This is a genomic window from Microbacterium sp. Clip185 (assembly GCF_028743715.1).
Taxonomy (GTDB): Bacteria; Actinomycetota; Actinomycetes; order Actinomycetales; family Microbacteriaceae; genus Microbacterium.
Map to the genome: position 1 here is coordinate 2,808,933 of NZ_CP117996.1, position 16,277 is coordinate 2,825,209.

Here is a 16,277-nt window from a genome sequence, read left to right on the forward strand (position 1 = left end):
GTGTGCCTAATAAATCTCGGTGAGTGAGCCGGGGTCAGATCTCGTCGATGGACGAGGACTCGAACCGGCTGGAGATGTTGATGCCGAGCTCCTCCGCTGCGCGGAAGGCGTCGTCATCGGTGTCGCGCAGGTTGACAGCCGTACCGTCGGCCGAGAGGACCTCGACGTTCAGGCAGAGCGACTGCATCTCCTTCATGAGCACCTTGAAGGACTCGGGGATACCGGGCTCCTGGATGTTCTCGCCCTTGACGATCGCCTCGTACACCTTGACGCGGCCGAGGATGTCGTCGGACTTGATCGTGAGGAGCTCCTGCAGCGCGTAGGCGGCGCCGTAGGCCTCGAGGGCCCACACCTCCATCTCACCGAAGCGCTGACCGCCGAACTGCGCCTTACCACCCAGCGGCTGCTGCGTGATCATCGAGTACGGACCGGTGGAGCGCGCGTGGATCTTGTCGTCCACGAGGTGGTGCAGCTTCAGGATGTACATGTAGCCGACGGAGATGGGTGCCGGGAAGGGCTCTCCGCTACGACCGTCGAACAGCGTGGTCTTGCCGCTGGAGTCGATCAGTCGCACGCCGTCACGGGTGGGGTTCGTCGAGTCGAGCAGACCCGCGATCTCCGACTCGAACGCACCGTCGAACACCGGGGTGGCGACCTTGGTGCCGGCGGGGGCCTCGAAGGCCTCCTTCGGCAGGTTCGCGGCCCACTCCGGGTTGCCCTCGACCTTCCAGCCCTGCTGGGCGATCCAGCCGAGGTGGAGCTCGAGGACCTGACCGAAGTTCATTCGACCGGGGATACCGAGCGGGTTGAGGATGACGTCGAGCGGCGTGCCGTCGGCGAGGAAGGGCATGTCCTCAACGGGGAGGATCTTCGCGATGACACCCTTGTTGCCGTGGCGGCCGGCGAGCTTGTCGCCCTCGGTGATCTTGCGCTTCTGGGCGATGTAGACCACGACCCGGCGGTTGACGCCGGAGCCGAGCTCGTCGTCGCCGTCCTCGGCGTTGAACTCCTTGACGGCGATGATCGTGCCCTGCTCGCCGTGGGGCACCTTCAGGGAGGTGTCACGGACCTCGCGGCTCTTCTCGTTGAAGATCGCGCGCAGCAGGCGCTCCTCGGCCGAGAGCTCGGTCTCGCCCTTGGGCGTGACCTTGCCGACGAGGATGTCGCCGGGGCGGACCTCGGCACCGATGCGGATGATGCCGCGCTCGTCGAGGTCCTTCAGCAGGTCGGGGCTCACGTTCGGCAGGTCGCGCGTGATCTCCTCCTTGCCGAGCTTCGTGTCACGGGCGTCGACCTCGTACTCCTCGATGTGGATCGAGGAGAGCGTGTCGTCCTTCACGAGCTCCTGGCTGAGGATGATCGCGTCCTCGAAGTTGTGACCCTCCCACGTCATGAACCCGACGAGCAGGTTCTTGCCGAGGGCGAGCTCGCCGTTCTCGGTCGCGGGACCGTCGGCGATGACCTCGCCGGCCTCGATGCGCTCACCGGCGGAGACCACGACGCGCTGGTTGTACGACGTGCCCTGGTTGGAGCGGTCGAACTTGCGCAGGAAGTAGTCGTCGGTGCCGCCCTCATCCGTCTGGATGGTGACGACGTCGGCGGAGACCTCCGCGACGACGCCGGAACGCTTGGCGGTGACGACGTCACCGGCGTCGACGGCCGCGTAGCCCTCCATACCGGTTCCGACCACGGGCGACTCGCTGCGAACCAGCGGCACGGCCTGGCGCTGCATGTTCGCACCCATGAGGGCGCGGTTCGCGTCGTCGTGCTCGAGGAAGGGGATCAGCGAGGTCGCGACCGACACCATCTGGCGCGGGGAGACGTCCATGTAGCCGATCTCCTCTGCCGGGAAGAGGTCGACCTCGCCGCCCTGGCCGCGGCGGGCGAGCACGCGCTCGTTGGCGAACTTGCCTTCGGCGGTCAGCTCGACACCGGCCTGGGCGACGATGAAGTCGTTCTCCTCGCTGGCGGTGAGGTAGTCGATGTCGGTGGTGACGCGACCGTTCACGACGCGGCGGTACGGGGTCTCGATGAACCCGAACGCGTTGATGCGCGCGAAGGAGGCGAGCGAACCGATCAGACCGATGTTCGGGCCTTCCGGCGTCTCGATCGGGCACATGCGGCCGTAGTGCGAGGGGTGGACGTCACGGACCTCGACGCCGGCACGCTCACGCGACAGACCGCCGGGGCCCAGCGCCGACAGGCGACGCTTGTGGGTCAGACCCGCGAGCGGGTTGTTCTGATCCATGAACTGCGACAGCTGCGAGGTTCCGAAGAACTCCTTGATCGCCGCGACGACGGGACGCACGTTGATCAGGGTCTGGGGCGTGATCGCCTCGATGTCCTGCGTGGTCATGCGCTCGCGGACGACGCGCTCCATGCGCGACAGACCCGTGCGGACCTGGTTCTGGATGAGCTCGCCGACCGCGCGGATGCGGCGGTTGCCGAAGTTGTCGATGTCGTCGACGTCGATGCGGATCTCGGCCTTCTTGCCGGCGCGCACGCCCTCGAAGGTCGTGTCGCCGCGGTGGAGGCGGACGAGGTACTTGATGGTCGCGACGATGTCGTCGACCGTGAGCACCGAGTCGGTCAGCGGGGTGTCGAGGCCCAGCTTCTGGTTGATCTTGTAGCGACCGACCTTGGCGAGGTCGTAGCGCTTGGACGAGAAGTAGAAGTTGTCCAGCAGCGCACGCGCAGCCTCGGCCGCGACCTGCTCACCCGGACGGAGCTTGCGGTAGATGTCGCGCAGCGCGTCTTCCTTGGTGAGGATCGTGTCCTTCTCGAGGGTCTCCTCGATCGAGCTGAAGCCCGCGAACTCGTTCATGATGTCTTCGCTGGACAGGCCGAGCGCCTTCAGGAAGACGGTGACCGACTGCTTGCGCTTGCGGTCGATGCGCACGCCCACCTGGTCGCGCTTGTCGATCTCGAACTCGAGCCAGGCGCCGCGGCTGGGGATGACGCGGGCCGAGACGATGTCCTTGTCGCTGGTCTTGTCGGCCACACGGTCGAAGTACACGCCGGGCGAACGCACGAGCTGCGACACGACGACGCGCTCGGTGCCGTTGATGATGAACGTGCCCTTGTCGGTCTGGAGCGGGAAGTCGCCCATGAAGACCGTCTGCGTCTTGATCTCACCGGTCTGGTGGTTCATGAACTCGGCTTCGACGTAGAGCGGGGCCGCGTACGTCTTGCCGCGCTCCTTGCACTCCTCGATGGAGTACTTCTCGGGCTCGAGGTAGGGGTTCGTGAAGCTCAGCTGCATCGTCTCGCTGAGGTCTTCGATCGGGGAGATCTCCTCGAAGATCTCCTCGAGACCGCTCGTGGTCGGCACGTCGGTGCGACCGGCGGCCTGGGCCTCGGCGACGCGTGCCTTCCAGGCGTCGTTGCCGACGAGCCAGTCGAAGGACTCCGTCTGCAGCGCGAGAAGGTCGGGGACCGTCAGCGTGTCGGTGATCTTCGCGAAGGACAGACGCGAAGCGCCGCGTCCGTTCTTGGGGGTCTTGGTGGTGGGGGTGCTTGCGTGGGGCGCGGCAGCCAAGGGATAACCTCCATGGGCCCGGGCGGGGGCTCGTGATTCTGATGTCAGATGGAGTGCTCGATCTTCCCGACGCGTTCGCACCGCACGCCGCTATCTGCGGGGGCACGCACGCAGGCCGACCACCATATGAGGGCATGGGAGGAGGGAGCGCAAAGACCAACTATATGTCAGATGACGCGCCGTGTCCAGTCGAATTCTTGACGAGTTTCACGACCTGCGGTATAACCGCGCGTCGACCCCGTCAGCGCTCATCCGACGGTCCTGATCCGCACGCGGGTGCCGGGCCTGGCCTGCGCGAGCCGGCCCAGGGAGTCGGCCGTAGCCACCGCGACGACCGGGTACCCGCCGGTGACAGGACCGTCGACTCCGAGCACGACCGGCCGGCCGTCCGGGGGCACCTGGAGCGCGCCGGGGACCATCGCCTCGCTCGGCAGCTCCCCCGCGCGGATGCGGGCGAGCGGCGGCCCCTCCAGGCGCACGCCGATGCGATCGGCGGCCGACGACACATGCCACGCGCCCTCGACGAGCGCACGTGCGGCGTCGCGCGCGAACCAGTCGGCGCGCGGGCCGGGTGCGACCTCCAGGATCACGTCGCCGGGGCCGGGCGCCGTCCACGCGACCGCGTCGATCGGCGGCACCTCGCCCGCGATCTCGCCTCCCGTGGGGAGCTCGTCACCCACGGCGAGCGGGGCCGGACCGAGGCCTGCGAGGGTGTCGGTGGCCCGGGAGCCCGCGGCGCGAGGCACATCGATCCCGCCGCGTACGGCGAGGTACGCGCGAAGTCCCGTCACGAGCGGGCCGATCTCGAGCGCCGAGCCCGCGGGCCAGAACACGGCGCGGTGCGGATCCGCATTCCTGCCGTCGATGCGGAACGCACCCAGGCCGCCCGTCACCGCGATCCACCGGTCGGCGAGCGCCGTGGCCCGGAACGGCCCCAGCAGGATCTCGACGACCGCGGCCGTGTGCGCCGAGCCGACGAGGCGATTGGCGAGCGATGCCGCACGACGATCGGCCGCACCCGACACCGAGATCCCCATCGCGCCGGCTCCAGGTCGTCCGCGATCCTGGATCGTCGCGAGCGGTCCAGGTGCGTCCACCCGCAGCGCGGGTGCGCCCGTGACCCCTGCCGCCGTGGGCCGGGCGGGGAGCTCGACGCGCGCCCGCTCGGACCGGAAACGCACACGCGTGCCGGCGGTCAGAAGCGCCGGAGCGGCCGCATCCGGATCGAAGAGCGGGGCGGTCGTCGTGCCGACGATGCGCCATCCGCCCGGCGTCGCCCGCGGATAGGTCCCCGTGAATCCCGCGGCGAGGGCGACGGAGCCGGCGGGCACGCGCGTACGCGGGGCGTCCAGGCGAGGGATGTCGAGGTCCCACCCCTCCCCCACGAGATAGGCGAATCCGGGCGCGAACCCCGTGAACGCGACCCGCCAAGGCGTCTTCACATGCCGCTCGACGAGCTGCGCGGGCGAGAGCGCTGCCCATCGTTCCGCCTCGGCCAGGTCCATGCCGTCGTACACGGTGGGAAGGATCACTTCGGACGCATCGGCATCGGTGCGGGATGCGGCCGCATCCGTCGCCGCGACCCAGGCGCGCACCGCCTGCGCCGGGACGCGGTGCGGGTCGAAGCGGACGAGCACCGTCCGCGCCGCGGGGACGAGCTCCTCGACACCGTTCGGGGCGGATGCGGCAAGCGCCGCGTGCAGGCCCAGCACCGCATCGAGGTCGTCGAGCTCGATGAGCAGACCGCCCGCCCCGAAGGGCAGGACGCGCCGCCCGCCGGTCACCACGGCGCCCGCACCTCGACCCCTGCCGCCGTCAGCGCCGCACGGACGGCGCCGGCCATCTCCACCGCCTCGGGCGTATCGCCGTGCAGACACAGCGAGACCGCCTCGGTACGCACGACGGAGCCGTCGGCCGCGACGACCTCGCCCGACATCGCCAGGCGCACCGCCCGCAGGGCGACCTGCTCCGGATGGTGGAGCAGCGCGCCCGGCGCGCCCCGCGGCACGAGGGAGCCGTCCGGCAGATAGCCGCGGTCGAGGAACGCCTCGCGGAAGAACGGGACTCCCGCATCCGCCGCCGCTTCGCGCAGCCGGTCGCCGAGACCCAGCACGGGCACGGGCCGGCCGAGCTCGGCGGCGAGGGCGGCGACCTCCGCGACGACCGCCGTCGCCGTCTCCGGATCGCTGCCCGCAGCGTGGTACAGCGCGCCATGCGGCTTCACGTAACGGATGTCGGCGCCCGCGGTGCGCAGGGCGCCCAACTGCGCGGCGAGTTCCCGTCGCAGCCGTGCGGGAGCGATCCGCATCGCCCGTCGCCCGAATCCGGCGCGGTCGGGATACGAGGGGTGCGCGCCGATGGCGACGCCGCCCGCCGCGGCGAGCGCGACCGCCGCTCGCATCGCGTCGGGATCGCCCGCATGACCGCCGCACGCCACACTGGCGCTGGAGATCACCGCGAACATCGCCGCATCGTCCGCGGTCGGCTCGCCCTCGACGGTCTCGCCGAGGTCGGCGTTCAGATCGATCGAGGGCATGTGCACACGGTAGTGCCGCCGTACTGTGGAGTCATGGCCCGCGCGCGCTACGAGCACGTCCCGCATCCTGAGGCGAGACTGTCGGACGGTTCGATCGCCCGCATCGCGCCCTCGTCGTTCACGAGCGGATTCGAGCTCGACGTCGCCGGGACCCCGCAATCGCACGTCGACCTCGACGATCCGACCCACCTGCACTTCGAGTACATCGGGCGGATGGCTGCCGTCATCGATCAGCTGCGCCTGCCCGGTCAGCCGCTCACCGCTGTGCATCTCGGCGGTGGCGCCCTCACGATCCCCCGCTACATCGCCCACACGCGCCCCGGTTCCCGCCAGCAGGTCATCGAGCTCGAGCAGGCACTCGTCGATCTCGTGCGCACGAACCTCCCGCTGCCGCGCGGTGCTCAGATCCGGGTGCGCATCGGAGACGCCCGGGCGGGGCTCGCCCGCCTGCCCGAGTCACTGGTGGGCAACGTCGACCTCCTCGTATCCGACGTGTACGCCGGCGCCCAGACGCCCGCTCATCTGACGACCGTGGAGTTCTACCGAGATGCGGCCCGTCTCCTCGCCCCGGACGGGGTGCTGCTCGTGAACGTCGCCGACGGCGCGGGACTCGCCTTCGCACGGCGCCAGGTGGCCACCGTGCGTGAGGTGCTGCCGGAGATCGCGCTGCTCGCGGAGGTGCAGACCCTCAAGGGACGGCGCTTCGGCAACCTCGTGATCGCCGCTTCCGCCGCCCCGCTGCCGACGGCGTGGCTGCCGCGCCTGATGGCGGCCGGGCCGCATCCGGCCAAGGTCGCGACCGGCGCGGAGCTCGACGAGTTCGTGCGCGGCGCGGTTCCGGCCACGGACGCGACCGCCACCCCCTCGCCCAAACCCGCCGCATCCCTCTTCGAGCGCTGAGGGTTTCTCCGACCGCAGCTCTTGCGACCGCGAGGGGACCGACGCGGCGTGCCTGAAGCGCCCGGCGGCAGAGGTCGGCGACACTGGATGCGGCGCCGGCACGAAGGGAGCAACGTGAGCTATATCAGGGGGCACCACCCGGAGACGCTGCGCGAGATCGTCGACGAGCGGGAATGCCTGGAGCGGCTCGAGGAGATCGGCGCGCAGCGCAGTCTCGCCGCCTTGATGGAGCGCGTCTGGCTGTTGAAGGTCACCGACCAGCTCGACGAGGCGCTCCTCGTGGCCGAGCAGACGGTGCGCACCGCGCGCATGGCCGGCACCCGTAAGGACCTGCTGCGCGCCCGCATCCTGCACGCCACGGTGCAGCAGGAGCGCGGTCAGCTCGGCGCCGCGGCGCACGAGCTCACGACCTGCGCGGAAGAGGCCGAAGGCCAGGGGTGGGCGGGCATCGCCGCTTTCGCCTACCAGCACCGCGGCAAGGTGCACCTGGACGGCGAAGACCTGGATGCGGCACGCGCCGACTTCAAGCGCACGCTGTTCCTGCGCCAGCAGGCCGGAGCGCCCGAGGAGCAGCTGGAGACCACGCTGCTCGCCATCGACACGGTCGATCGCCGCCGCATCGCGGCGAGCGTCGCCAGCTGAGCCGCCCCGCTGTCCGCGGCTCGATCTACGCTCGTCCCATGTCGGATCTGCAGCGTGTACGCGTCTGGGCAGAGGCCCTGATCGCCCTGCACCTCGATGACGGCTGGAGCTTCGGCTTCGACAACGCGAAGCGTCGGGCCGGCCTGTGCGACTACACGAAGCGCCGCATCAGCCTGTCGCGCTATCTGAGCGCTCGCTACGACGACGACACGAACCACCAGACGCTCCTGCACGAGGTCGCGCACGCGCTGGCCGGCTCCGCCGCAGGGCACGGCCCGGCGTGGAAGCGCGTCGCCCGTGAGCTCGGATACGTCGGCGGCGCGACCCATCACGGCGAGACGGCCACGGACCTCGCCCCCTGGGTGGGCGTGTGCCCCAACGGACACGTCGTCTACCGACACCGCAAGGCGACCCGTCCGACCTCCTGCGCGAGTTGCGCGCCGCGCTACGACCCGCGCTTCGCGTTCACCTGGACCCGGCGCGAGATCACACGTGCAGCGAGGATGGCGGCGTCCACGCCACGCTGAGCCCTCAGGCCGCGACGAAGACGCCGTCTCGCAGAACCGGGACCGCGGATGTGGCATCGAGCGTCGCCGCAGCCAGCACCGCGTCGCGCGCCCCCGCATCCAGCAGTGTCTGTCCGCTCGCGCTCGCCGTCAGCAGATGCCGCACCGCGCTCTGCAGTCCCCGGAACGACTCGCACGCAGCGGCAGCCTCGGGCGAGGTGTGGTCGAGCCCGAGAGAGCCGAGCGCATCGATCACGGCCCCCGCCCCGAGCTGATCCTCGACCGCGACGCGCCAGCCGGCCGCATCCGCATCCCCCGCAGCGATCACCGCGACCGAGGTGCGCGCACCGCGACGCTGCTGCTCCGCCAGCACGGCGGCGGCGACGGCGGCCGCATTGCGCAGCGCCCCGAGCAGCACGAGGGCGCCCGCATCCTGTGCGGCGCCGGCGAGCTCCGCGATCTCCGTATCGGCGAGCGGGACCGCGCGGCCTGCGGCGACCGCATCCACGACCTCGGTCGAGGCGGACAGCACGTCCACGATCACGACCACGTCGGACGCGGCGAGCCGGCTCACCCCCGCCGATCCCCACTCGAAGCGGATCTGGTAGCGCGACTGGTCGACGATCTCGGGCATCCGTACAGACTAGGACGAGCCCGGCCCGGCACCGAGCCGCGTGACGCCGCGAGACGCGCGGGGCAGACTGGGGCCATGCGCATCCTGCTGAAGTTCGTCATCGACTGCGATCCGGATGCGGCCTGGCGCGCGCTCCATTCGCCGCGCGCCGTCGCCGAGCTCTACGGCCCACTGATCGACATGCAGCCGCTCAGCCCGCTTCCGACCAGCTGGGAGAGCGGTCAGGACGTCGCCGTGGGGCTCTTCGCCGGGGGGCTTCTCCCCCTCGGCTCGCAGCTGATCTCGGTCAGCGATCGCGCGGTCGACGAGCTCCACGGCCCGGTGCGGATCTTCCGCGACTCGGGAGCGCCGCTGACCGGCCCTCTCGCGTCGCTGGATGTATGGGACCACCAGATGGCGGTGAGCCCCGCGGGATACGGCCGCACGCTCTGGCGCGAGCGACTCGTGATCGAGGGAAAGACCGCCCCGCTGTTCTGGCCGGTGCTGTGGGCGACGTGGCAGTGGCGGGCATCCCGCATCCGTGCGCTCGCGCCGTCATGGGCGCACGATCCGGAAGCCGCGTCCCCCGCCTGAGCGGGTCCGCACCGCCGCCGGAACGGACCCGCTCAGCTGCTCACGCGTCGGCGAGCGCCTCGATGGGGGCGACGCGCGTGGCGAGCCGTGTCGGCACGACCGCCGCGACAAGGGTGAGCACGGTCGTCGCCGCGACGATCACGAGCACGGGGATCGGCGGGATCGCCGGGAGCACGAACGTCGGCTCGGGCGGACGGGTGGGATCGATCGGCACGGAACCGAGGAGCGACTGCGCACCCGCCCAGCCGTACACGATCCCGAGCACCAGTCCCGTCGCGGTCGCCGCGATCGTGATGTGTGCGGCCTCGCGCAGCACCATGACGCGCAGCTGCGTGTTCGAGACGCCCAGAGTGCGAAGCAGACCGAGCTCGCGACGCCGCTGCACGACGCCCAGTGTCAGCAGGTTGACGAGCCCCACACCGGCGATGACAGCGGAGACCGCGACGAGTCCCATCATCACCGCAGAGAAGGTGTCGAGTACACGGGACATGTCGTCGTCCAGAACTCCGCCGCCGGAGGCGGTCATGACGGCCTTCGTGGAGGCGATCGCGACGGCGAACATCGTGATGAGGGTGACCCCCATGACGACGCCGATCGCCATCCGACTCGAGCGCTCGGGATAGCGCAGCGCGTTCTGGGCCGCCAGCCGCGACATGGCCGAACGGCCGAAGACCGAGCCGACCAGACGCAGAACGGGCGGCATGACGAGCGTCGCGCCGAGCGCGAGACCGGTGAAGGACAGCACACCGCCGAAGAAGGCGATGATCACGCCGGCGGGGCTGACGAGACCGTACGCGATTCCGCCGCCGAGCAGGAGCGCCCCCAGCACCAGGAGGACGAGCGCTGCGACATTGCGTCCGGTGCGCCGTGCGGCGCGAGTATAGGGCGCCTCCACGGAGCCGCCGATCGCCTCGAGCGGCGTGACGGTGAGTACGCGTCGCGACCCCGCCCACGCCGCCGCCCACGTGGTGAGCGCGACGATCACCGCGGGAACGACGAGCATCGGCTCGACGGGCGCGTAGGCGACGTCCAGTCCCAGCGCCCAGTCGGACGCACCGACCCCGATGATCGCGACCAGCGTTCCGCCGACGAGGCCCAGGAGCGCTCCGATCGCCCCCACGACAAGCCCCTGCCGGGCGAGCTCCGTGCGCTGCGAACGCGCCGATGCGCCGATGAGGCGGAGGAGGGCGATCCGCCGCGTCCGGCCGGTGACGACCGTGGCGAAGGTGTTGGCCGTGACGATCGCGGCGACATAGACCGCGACCCCTACAAGCAGGACCGTGAGGAAGCTGAGCACGAAGGCCAGCGTGCCGCTGTCGCCGATGTAGGGATCCGCACGCAGGAGCGCCGCGATGTAGCCGGTGGCGGAGATGAGGATGACGCCGAAGGCGGTGGAGATGGCGGAGACGAGGATGCTGGCCCCCATCCCCCGCTCGCGCAGCCATGCGAGAGGTGCGACACCCCTGCCGGATGCGGGCAGCACGACGGCGCTCACGCGACGGCCCCCTGCTCCGCGGCGAGCATGAACGCGGCGATCTGCTCGGCGCTCTGCCCTCGGTGGTCGGCGACGACGCGACCGTCGCCGAGATAGATGACGCGGTCGGCGTGGCTCGCGGCGATCGGGTCGTGCGTGACCATCGCGATCGACTGCCCGTGCTCGCGGCTTGCAGCCCCCAGCAGTGCCAGCACCTCGCGCCCCGTGCGGGAGTCGAGGTTTCCGGTCGGCTCGTCGGCGAAGAGCAGATCGGGCGCCGTGGCGAGCGCGCGGGCGATGGCCACGCGCTGCTGCTGTCCGCCGCTGAGCTCGTGGGGGCGGTGCGTCAGACGCGAGCGGAGACCGAGCGTCTCGACGAGCATGTCGATCCGTGCGCGCTCGATCGCCGACGGGCGGCGGTCGTCCAGATCGAAGGGGAGCGTGATGTTGCCGATGACGTCGAGCGTCGGCACGAGGTTGAAGGACTGGAACACGAAGCCCACCCGGCGGCGCCGGAGGACGGTCAGTTCCCGGTCGCCGAGGCCGGTGATGTCGGTGTCGCCGATCCACACCGATCCGCTCGTCGGGGCGTCGAGGCCGGCCATGATGTGCATGAGCGTCGACTTGCCGGAGCCGGACGCGCCCATGATGGCGGTGAACTCGCCGCGGCGGATGCCGACGGCGACGTCGTCGAGGGCGCGGACGGCGCCGGCGCCACTGCCGTATGTCTTCGTGAGCCGCGAGACACGCGCGGCGAGGCCGAGTTCGCTGGAGGAGATGTGCATGGCTCCGACGCTATGAATCGGGCGGGATCGGCCGCGTCGCCCGCCCGGCGTATCCGCATCCTTCTGGCGGATGATTCGTCCGGGCCGAGCGGGGCGGGGATGGGCGTGGTGCCAGGTGCCAGGTGCCAGGCGCCAGGCGCCAGGCGCCAGGTGCCACACTTTTCCGCATCCGCGACAGTCAATGACTGTGGCGCCTGCGCAAAAGTGGCGCATCTGCGCAGCTGCGACGCAGATCGGGCATCAGGGGAGAGCCGTCCGGGCGCGGGGACGCCGCGTCGTGCTCGCAGCGCAACCGGCCGGTGTCGGGCCCGAGCCGATCACGTAGCGCCACACTTTTCCGCATCCGCGCCAGTGAATGACTGTGGCAGATGCGCAGGAGTGGCGCATCTGCGCAACTGCGACGCAACTCGGGCACCAATGGGGGCACCTGCGTGCGGCGGGGCGCCCGGGGAGGGTCAGACGAGGCCGTGCTCGAAGGCGAAGACGACGAGCTGCACGCGATCGCGCAGTGCCAGCTTGGCGAGGATGCGGCTGATGTGGGTCTTCACGGTCGCCTCCGACAGGAACTCCCGCTCCGCGATCTCGGCGTTGGAGAGGCCGCGGGCGGCGAGCGCGAAGATCTCCCGCTCGCGGTCGGTCAGCGCCTGCCACGCCGGCGGCGCCGCGACGGCCGGGGGCGAGAACTGTGCGAACAGGTCGCGCGTCGCACTCGCGGCGATGACGGCGGAGCCGGCGTGCACCGTGCGGATGGCGGCGAGGAGGAACTCGGGGTCGGCGTCCTTCAGCAGGAACCCGCTGGCGCCCTCACGGATGGCGCGCGCCGCCGCCTCGTCGAGGTCGAAGGTCGTCAGCATCACGATGCGGGGAGCGTCGGCGTCGCGCAGCAGCTCCGCCGTGGCCGCCAGACCGTCGAGGCGCGGCATCCGGATGTCCATCAACACCACATCAGGCCGCTCCCGGCGCACCACCTCGATCGCCTCGACGCCGTCACCGGCCTCACCGACGACGCTCAGATCGGGCTGAGAATCCACCAGCATACGGATGCCGGCGCGGAACAGCGCCTGATCGTCGACGAGGACGACACGCACCGCGGCGCTCATGCCGCAACCCCGATCGGCAGGTACGCGTCGACGACGAAGCCCTCGTCGGTGGCACCCGCGAACAGCGTTCCGCCCACCAGCTGCGCGCGCTCGCGCATGCCGACGACGCCGTGCCCGCCGGCGTCCTCGAGCATCCGCTGCTGCTCACGGGAGGGGGAACGCAGCGCATTGCGCACGGTTGCTCGCACGTGATCACTCTGCCACGCGAGCCACACCTCCACCGGGCCGTCGCCGTGGCGCAGGGCGTTGGTGAGAGCCTCCTGCAGGATGCGGAACACGGCGAGCTGTACGGCCGCCGGCACGTCCTGCGGCGGCACCGGCGCGATCTGCACGCGCAGGTCCACCCCCGTCGCGTGCACCTGGGCGAACAGGGCGTCGAGGTCGGCGAGCGTCGGCTGCGGCCCCGCACCCTGCTGATGACGCAGCTGCGTCAGCAGCAGGCGCACATCCGTCAGCGCCGAACGCGCGGTGGACGAGATCGTGCCGAGCGCCGTGGTCGCCGCGGCCGGGTCGGCTGCCGCCGCGTATCGGGCGCCGTCGGCCTGGGCGATCACCACCGCGAGGGAGTGCGCCACGATGTCGTGCATGTCGCGGGCGATCCGCATCCGCTCGGACTCGATCGCCACCTGCGCGCGTGCCGCGTCCCGCGCCTGCCGGGTCTCTCTCGCGCGAGACGCCGTGCGCACCAGCGCCCCCGCTGTCCACGACAGCCCGAGGGCGAACAACGCCGCGAGCATGACGAAGACAGCCAGCGGCAGGTTGCGCCAGTCCAGGCCCGACGAGACGACGTAGGAGTTGACGAAGACGAGGTAGATCGCGATGGCGGCGGAGCCCGCGACCGCGGAGGAGAAGCCGAGCCAGAACAGCAGCCGCGTGCCATAGGCCGCGGTCGCGTAGAGCACGACGAAGATCGCGACGTTGCTGAGCATGGGCTGCAGCCCCAGCGCCATCTGTGCGAGGGCGGTCGCCCACGCGACGGCCAGCGCCAGGAACGGCGAGAACCTGCGCAACCCCAGCGCCACGGCCATGCCGAGCGACACCAACACGCCCCACACCTGATCGCCCGAGGAGGGCGTGTAGAAGAGGAAGCCCGTGACCCCGAAGAACCCGAACGCGATGAACGCGTCGACGAGCGACTGCACGGGTGAGAGGCGGCGGAACACCCTGACACGCTACGCGGGCGCCGGCGGCACCCGCATCCGCCCAGCGATGTATCCCGTTCTCAGCGACCGCTCGCCCGCGCGGCCGCGGCGAGGGCGGCCGCTGCCCCCTGGGCGTCGTCGGGGGCGATGAGACCCGCCGTCACGCGCACGTGGGGCGCATGCGACTCCCCCGCCACGAACGGGGCCCCCGCGGCGACCACGATGCCGGCGGCGGCGAGTTCGACCAGGGCCGCACGTTCATCGACGACGGGCACCCACAGATTGATCCCGTCCGGCGGCACGAGCGGGATCCCCTCTCGCCGCAGCGCCCCCACCATCGCCTCCTGGCGGTCGCGGTAGGCGAGCCGGGCGCGCCTGACCGCCGCCACGGAGTCCGGCCGGGTCAGCATGTCCAGCAGCACGCTCTGCAGCAGACGCGAGGTCCACCCTGGCCCCAGCATCCGGCGTGCGATCACACGGTCCAGCACGCGAGCAGGTCCCCCCATCGCGGCGATGCGCAGGTCGGGCCCGTGGGACTTCGAGAAGCTGCGCACCTGCACGACCTGATCGGGCAGCCAGCGGGCGAGCGTCACCGCGGGCGCCATCGCGATGAGCCCCGAGTGGTCGTCCTCGACGACGAGCACCCGCTCGCCGTCGCGCGCTGCGCGGATCGCGCCCGCGAGCTGCTGGGCGCGCATCGAGGTCATCGAGGCCCCGGTCGGGTTCTGCGCCCGCGGCTGCAGCAGCACGGCCGACGGATGCCGGGCGAGAGCCCGGGTGAGGGATGCGGGCAGCATCCCCTCGTCGTCGACCTCGACCGGCACGGCCTCGGCACCGAGAGCGTCCAGCAGGTCGAAGAAGTAGGGGTAGCCGGGGGACTCGATCGCCACGCGGTCGCCGAAGCGCACGGTCTGCTCCATCACCCTCGCGATGCCGTCCATCGCGCCGTCGACGACCGTGAGCGTCTCCACCCGCGAGGGCCAGCTCTCCCGCAGCACGTCGGCCAGCTCGGGAAGGACCGGGACATCGTGGTACCGCCCCGCTCCCGCTCGCAGGTCGACGCGCTCGAAGGCTGCGCCGAGCGGTGGCAGAAGGGCGGGGTCGGGCATACCGGATGCCAGGTCCCAGCCGGCTGGCGCCGCTCCCGACAGGCCCTTCACACGCGGCGTGAGCCACGCGCGACGAGGCGCGCGCACGAAGCTTCCCGCCCGCCCCCGCGACACGATGACGCCGGCGCGCGCGAGCGCCTGCCACGCCGCGCTGACTGTCGCAGGGCTCACTGAGAGCACCGCAGCGACCTCGCGCACGGTGGGCAGACGGTCGCCGGGCGCGAGCACGCCGTCGGTCACCAGACGTGCCAGCTCGCGGGCGATCCCTTCGGGACTGCGCTCACCGGCCGCCGCGATCCGGGCTGCGACCGGGTCTTTCGCCGAATCAGTCACGGGTGCACCATTAACCATCACGTCACAGGCTGAAACCGAAGAGAAATGTTCAGTCAGAAAGATAACAGAACGGGGATGACCCGCCGGACCCGCTCCGGTCCCCGTCGCTGCCAGGGTCCTCCACGAGAAACGACCGGGAGGCGATGATGACGACGGTACGCGCAGCGATCACGCAGACGACGTGGACGGGCGACAAGGCGTCCATGCTCGACAAGCACGAACAGTTCGCTCGGGATGCGGCAGCCGCCGGCGCCCAGGTGATCTGCTTCCAGGAGCTGTTCTACGGCCCCTACTTCGGGATCACCCAGGACAAGAAGTACTACCGCTACGCGGAACCCGTGGACGGGCCTATCGTGCAGCGGTTCGCGGCCCTCGCGAAGGAACTGTCGCTCGTGATGGTGCTCCCGATCTACGAGGAGCAGCAGACCGGCGTCTACTACAACACCGCCGTCGTGGTGGATGCGGACGGCTCGATCGCGGGCGTCTACCGCAAGAACCACATCCCGCATGTCGAGAAGTTCTGGGAGAAGTTCTACTTCCGTCCCGGAAACCTCGGCTACCCCGTCTTCGACACCGCCGTCGGCAAGGTCGGCGTCATCATCTGCTACGACCGGCACTTCCCCGAGGCGTGGCGCGAACTCGGCCTCAACGGCGCCCACCTCGCCTTCAACCCCAACGCGACCAAGCCCGGCCTGTCGAACCGCCTGTGGGAGGTCGAGCAGCCGGCTGCGGCCGTCGCGAACGGCTACTTCGTGCTCGCGCCGAACCGCGTGGGCCGCGAGGACAACGAGTACGGCGACGACGCCGTCACCTTCTACGGCAAGAGCCAGATCGTCGACCCGCGCGGCAACTACGTGGGCGAGCTCGGCTCGGGCGAGCAAGAGGAGATCCTCATCCGCGATCTCGACATGGACCTCGTGCAGGAGATGCGCGACGACTGGCAGTTCTTCCGCGACCGCCGGCCCGACACCTACGACGAGATCACGGCCCCCTGAGAGGCGGAGC

Annotated in this window: 14 protein-coding genes; 5 read left to right on the forward strand and 9 right to left on the reverse strand. The window is 70.8% G+C overall.

Features of this window, described 5'->3' with window-relative positions:
• Nucleotides 1-34: 34 nt before the first annotated feature.
• The 3 genes from rpoB to pxpA form a co-directional block, all read right to left on the reverse strand.
• Complete coding sequence (rpoB, locus tag PQV94_RS13730) at nt 35-3,538, reverse strand: DNA-directed RNA polymerase subunit beta (RefSeq protein ID WP_274286331.1); 3,504 nt, start codon at nt 3,536-3,538, stop codon at nt 35-37.
• 248 nt (nt 3,539-3,786) lie between these two features.
• The gene (locus tag PQV94_RS13735) at nt 3,787-5,325 is read right to left on the reverse strand and encodes a 5-oxoprolinase/urea amidolyase family protein (RefSeq protein WP_274286332.1); all 1,539 of its coding nucleotides are present in this window, start codon (nt 5,323-5,325) and stop codon (nt 3,787-3,789) included.
• A complete protein-coding gene (gene pxpA, locus PQV94_RS13740) occupies nt 5,319-6,074 on the reverse strand; it encodes a 5-oxoprolinase subunit PxpA (RefSeq protein ID WP_274286333.1) in 756 nt (251 codons plus the stop codon). Before pxpA ends, PQV94_RS13735 begins: the two co-directional genes overlap by 7 nt.
• Before the next feature lie 33 nt (nt 6,075-6,107).
• Between pxpA and PQV94_RS13745 the strand changes: the two genes are divergently transcribed.
• From PQV94_RS13745 to PQV94_RS13755, 3 genes are all read left to right on the forward strand, one after another.
• On the forward strand, nt 6,108-6,974 hold the full coding sequence (locus PQV94_RS13745) for a spermidine synthase (protein ID WP_274286334.1): 867 nt from the start codon (nt 6,108-6,110) through the stop codon (nt 6,972-6,974).
• A gap of 114 nt (nt 6,975-7,088) precedes the next feature.
• Nucleotides 7,089-7,616 carry a hypothetical protein gene (locus PQV94_RS13750; protein ID WP_274286335.1) on the forward strand — a complete coding sequence of 176 codons (528 nt, stop codon included), beginning with the start codon at nt 7,089-7,091 and terminating at the stop codon, nt 7,614-7,616.
• A gap of 38 nt (nt 7,617-7,654) precedes the next feature.
• A complete protein-coding gene (locus PQV94_RS13755; RefSeq protein ID WP_274286336.1) occupies nt 7,655-8,143 on the forward strand; it encodes a SprT-like domain-containing protein in 489 nt (162 codons plus the stop codon).
• 4 nt (nt 8,144-8,147) lie between these two features.
• Here the strand turns inward: PQV94_RS13755 and PQV94_RS13760 are convergent, their stop codons facing one another.
• On the reverse strand, nt 8,148-8,756 hold the full coding sequence (locus PQV94_RS13760) for a 2-phosphosulfolactate phosphatase (protein WP_274286337.1): 609 nt from the start codon (nt 8,754-8,756) through the stop codon (nt 8,148-8,150).
• Nucleotides 8,757-8,831: 75 nt separating this feature from the next.
• On the opposite strand from PQV94_RS13760, the gene PQV94_RS13765 reads away from it, so the two are divergent.
• Nucleotides 8,832-9,329, forward strand: a complete 498-nt coding sequence (locus tag PQV94_RS13765) for a hypothetical protein (protein WP_274286338.1) — start codon at nt 8,832-8,834, stop codon at nt 9,327-9,329.
• A 40-nt stretch (nt 9,330-9,369) separates the two neighbouring features.
• Here the strand turns inward: PQV94_RS13765 and PQV94_RS13770 are convergent, their stop codons facing one another.
• From PQV94_RS13770 to PQV94_RS13790, 5 genes are all read right to left on the reverse strand, one after another.
• The gene (locus PQV94_RS13770) at nt 9,370-10,755 is read right to left on the reverse strand and encodes an ABC transporter permease (RefSeq protein ID WP_274288290.1); all 1,386 of its coding nucleotides are present in this window, start codon (nt 10,753-10,755) and stop codon (nt 9,370-9,372) included.
• A gap of 65 nt (nt 10,756-10,820) precedes the next feature.
• Nucleotides 10,821-11,588: an ABC transporter ATP-binding protein gene (locus PQV94_RS13775; protein WP_274286339.1), complete on the reverse strand. Its 768-nt coding sequence runs from the start codon at nt 11,586-11,588 to the stop codon at nt 10,821-10,823.
• Between the two features lie 455 nt (nt 11,589-12,043).
• The gene (locus tag PQV94_RS13780) at nt 12,044-12,688 is read right to left on the reverse strand and encodes a response regulator (protein ID WP_234074487.1); all 645 of its coding nucleotides are present in this window, start codon (nt 12,686-12,688) and stop codon (nt 12,044-12,046) included.
• Nucleotides 12,685-13,851, reverse strand: a complete 1,167-nt coding sequence (locus tag PQV94_RS13785; RefSeq protein ID WP_274286340.1) for a histidine kinase — start codon at nt 13,849-13,851, stop codon at nt 12,685-12,687. Before PQV94_RS13785 ends, PQV94_RS13780 begins: the two co-directional genes overlap by 4 nt.
• Nucleotides 13,852-13,910: 59 nt before the next feature.
• Nucleotides 13,911-15,272: an aminotransferase class I/II-fold pyridoxal phosphate-dependent enzyme gene (locus PQV94_RS13790; protein ID WP_274286341.1), complete on the reverse strand. Its 1,362-nt coding sequence runs from the start codon at nt 15,270-15,272 to the stop codon at nt 13,911-13,913.
• 146 nt (nt 15,273-15,418) lie between these two features.
• On the opposite strand from PQV94_RS13790, the gene PQV94_RS13795 reads away from it, so the two are divergent.
• On the forward strand, nt 15,419-16,267 hold the full coding sequence (locus PQV94_RS13795; RefSeq protein WP_274286342.1) for a nitrilase-related carbon-nitrogen hydrolase: 849 nt from the start codon (nt 15,419-15,421) through the stop codon (nt 16,265-16,267).
• Nucleotides 16,268-16,277: the final 10 nt, after the last annotated feature.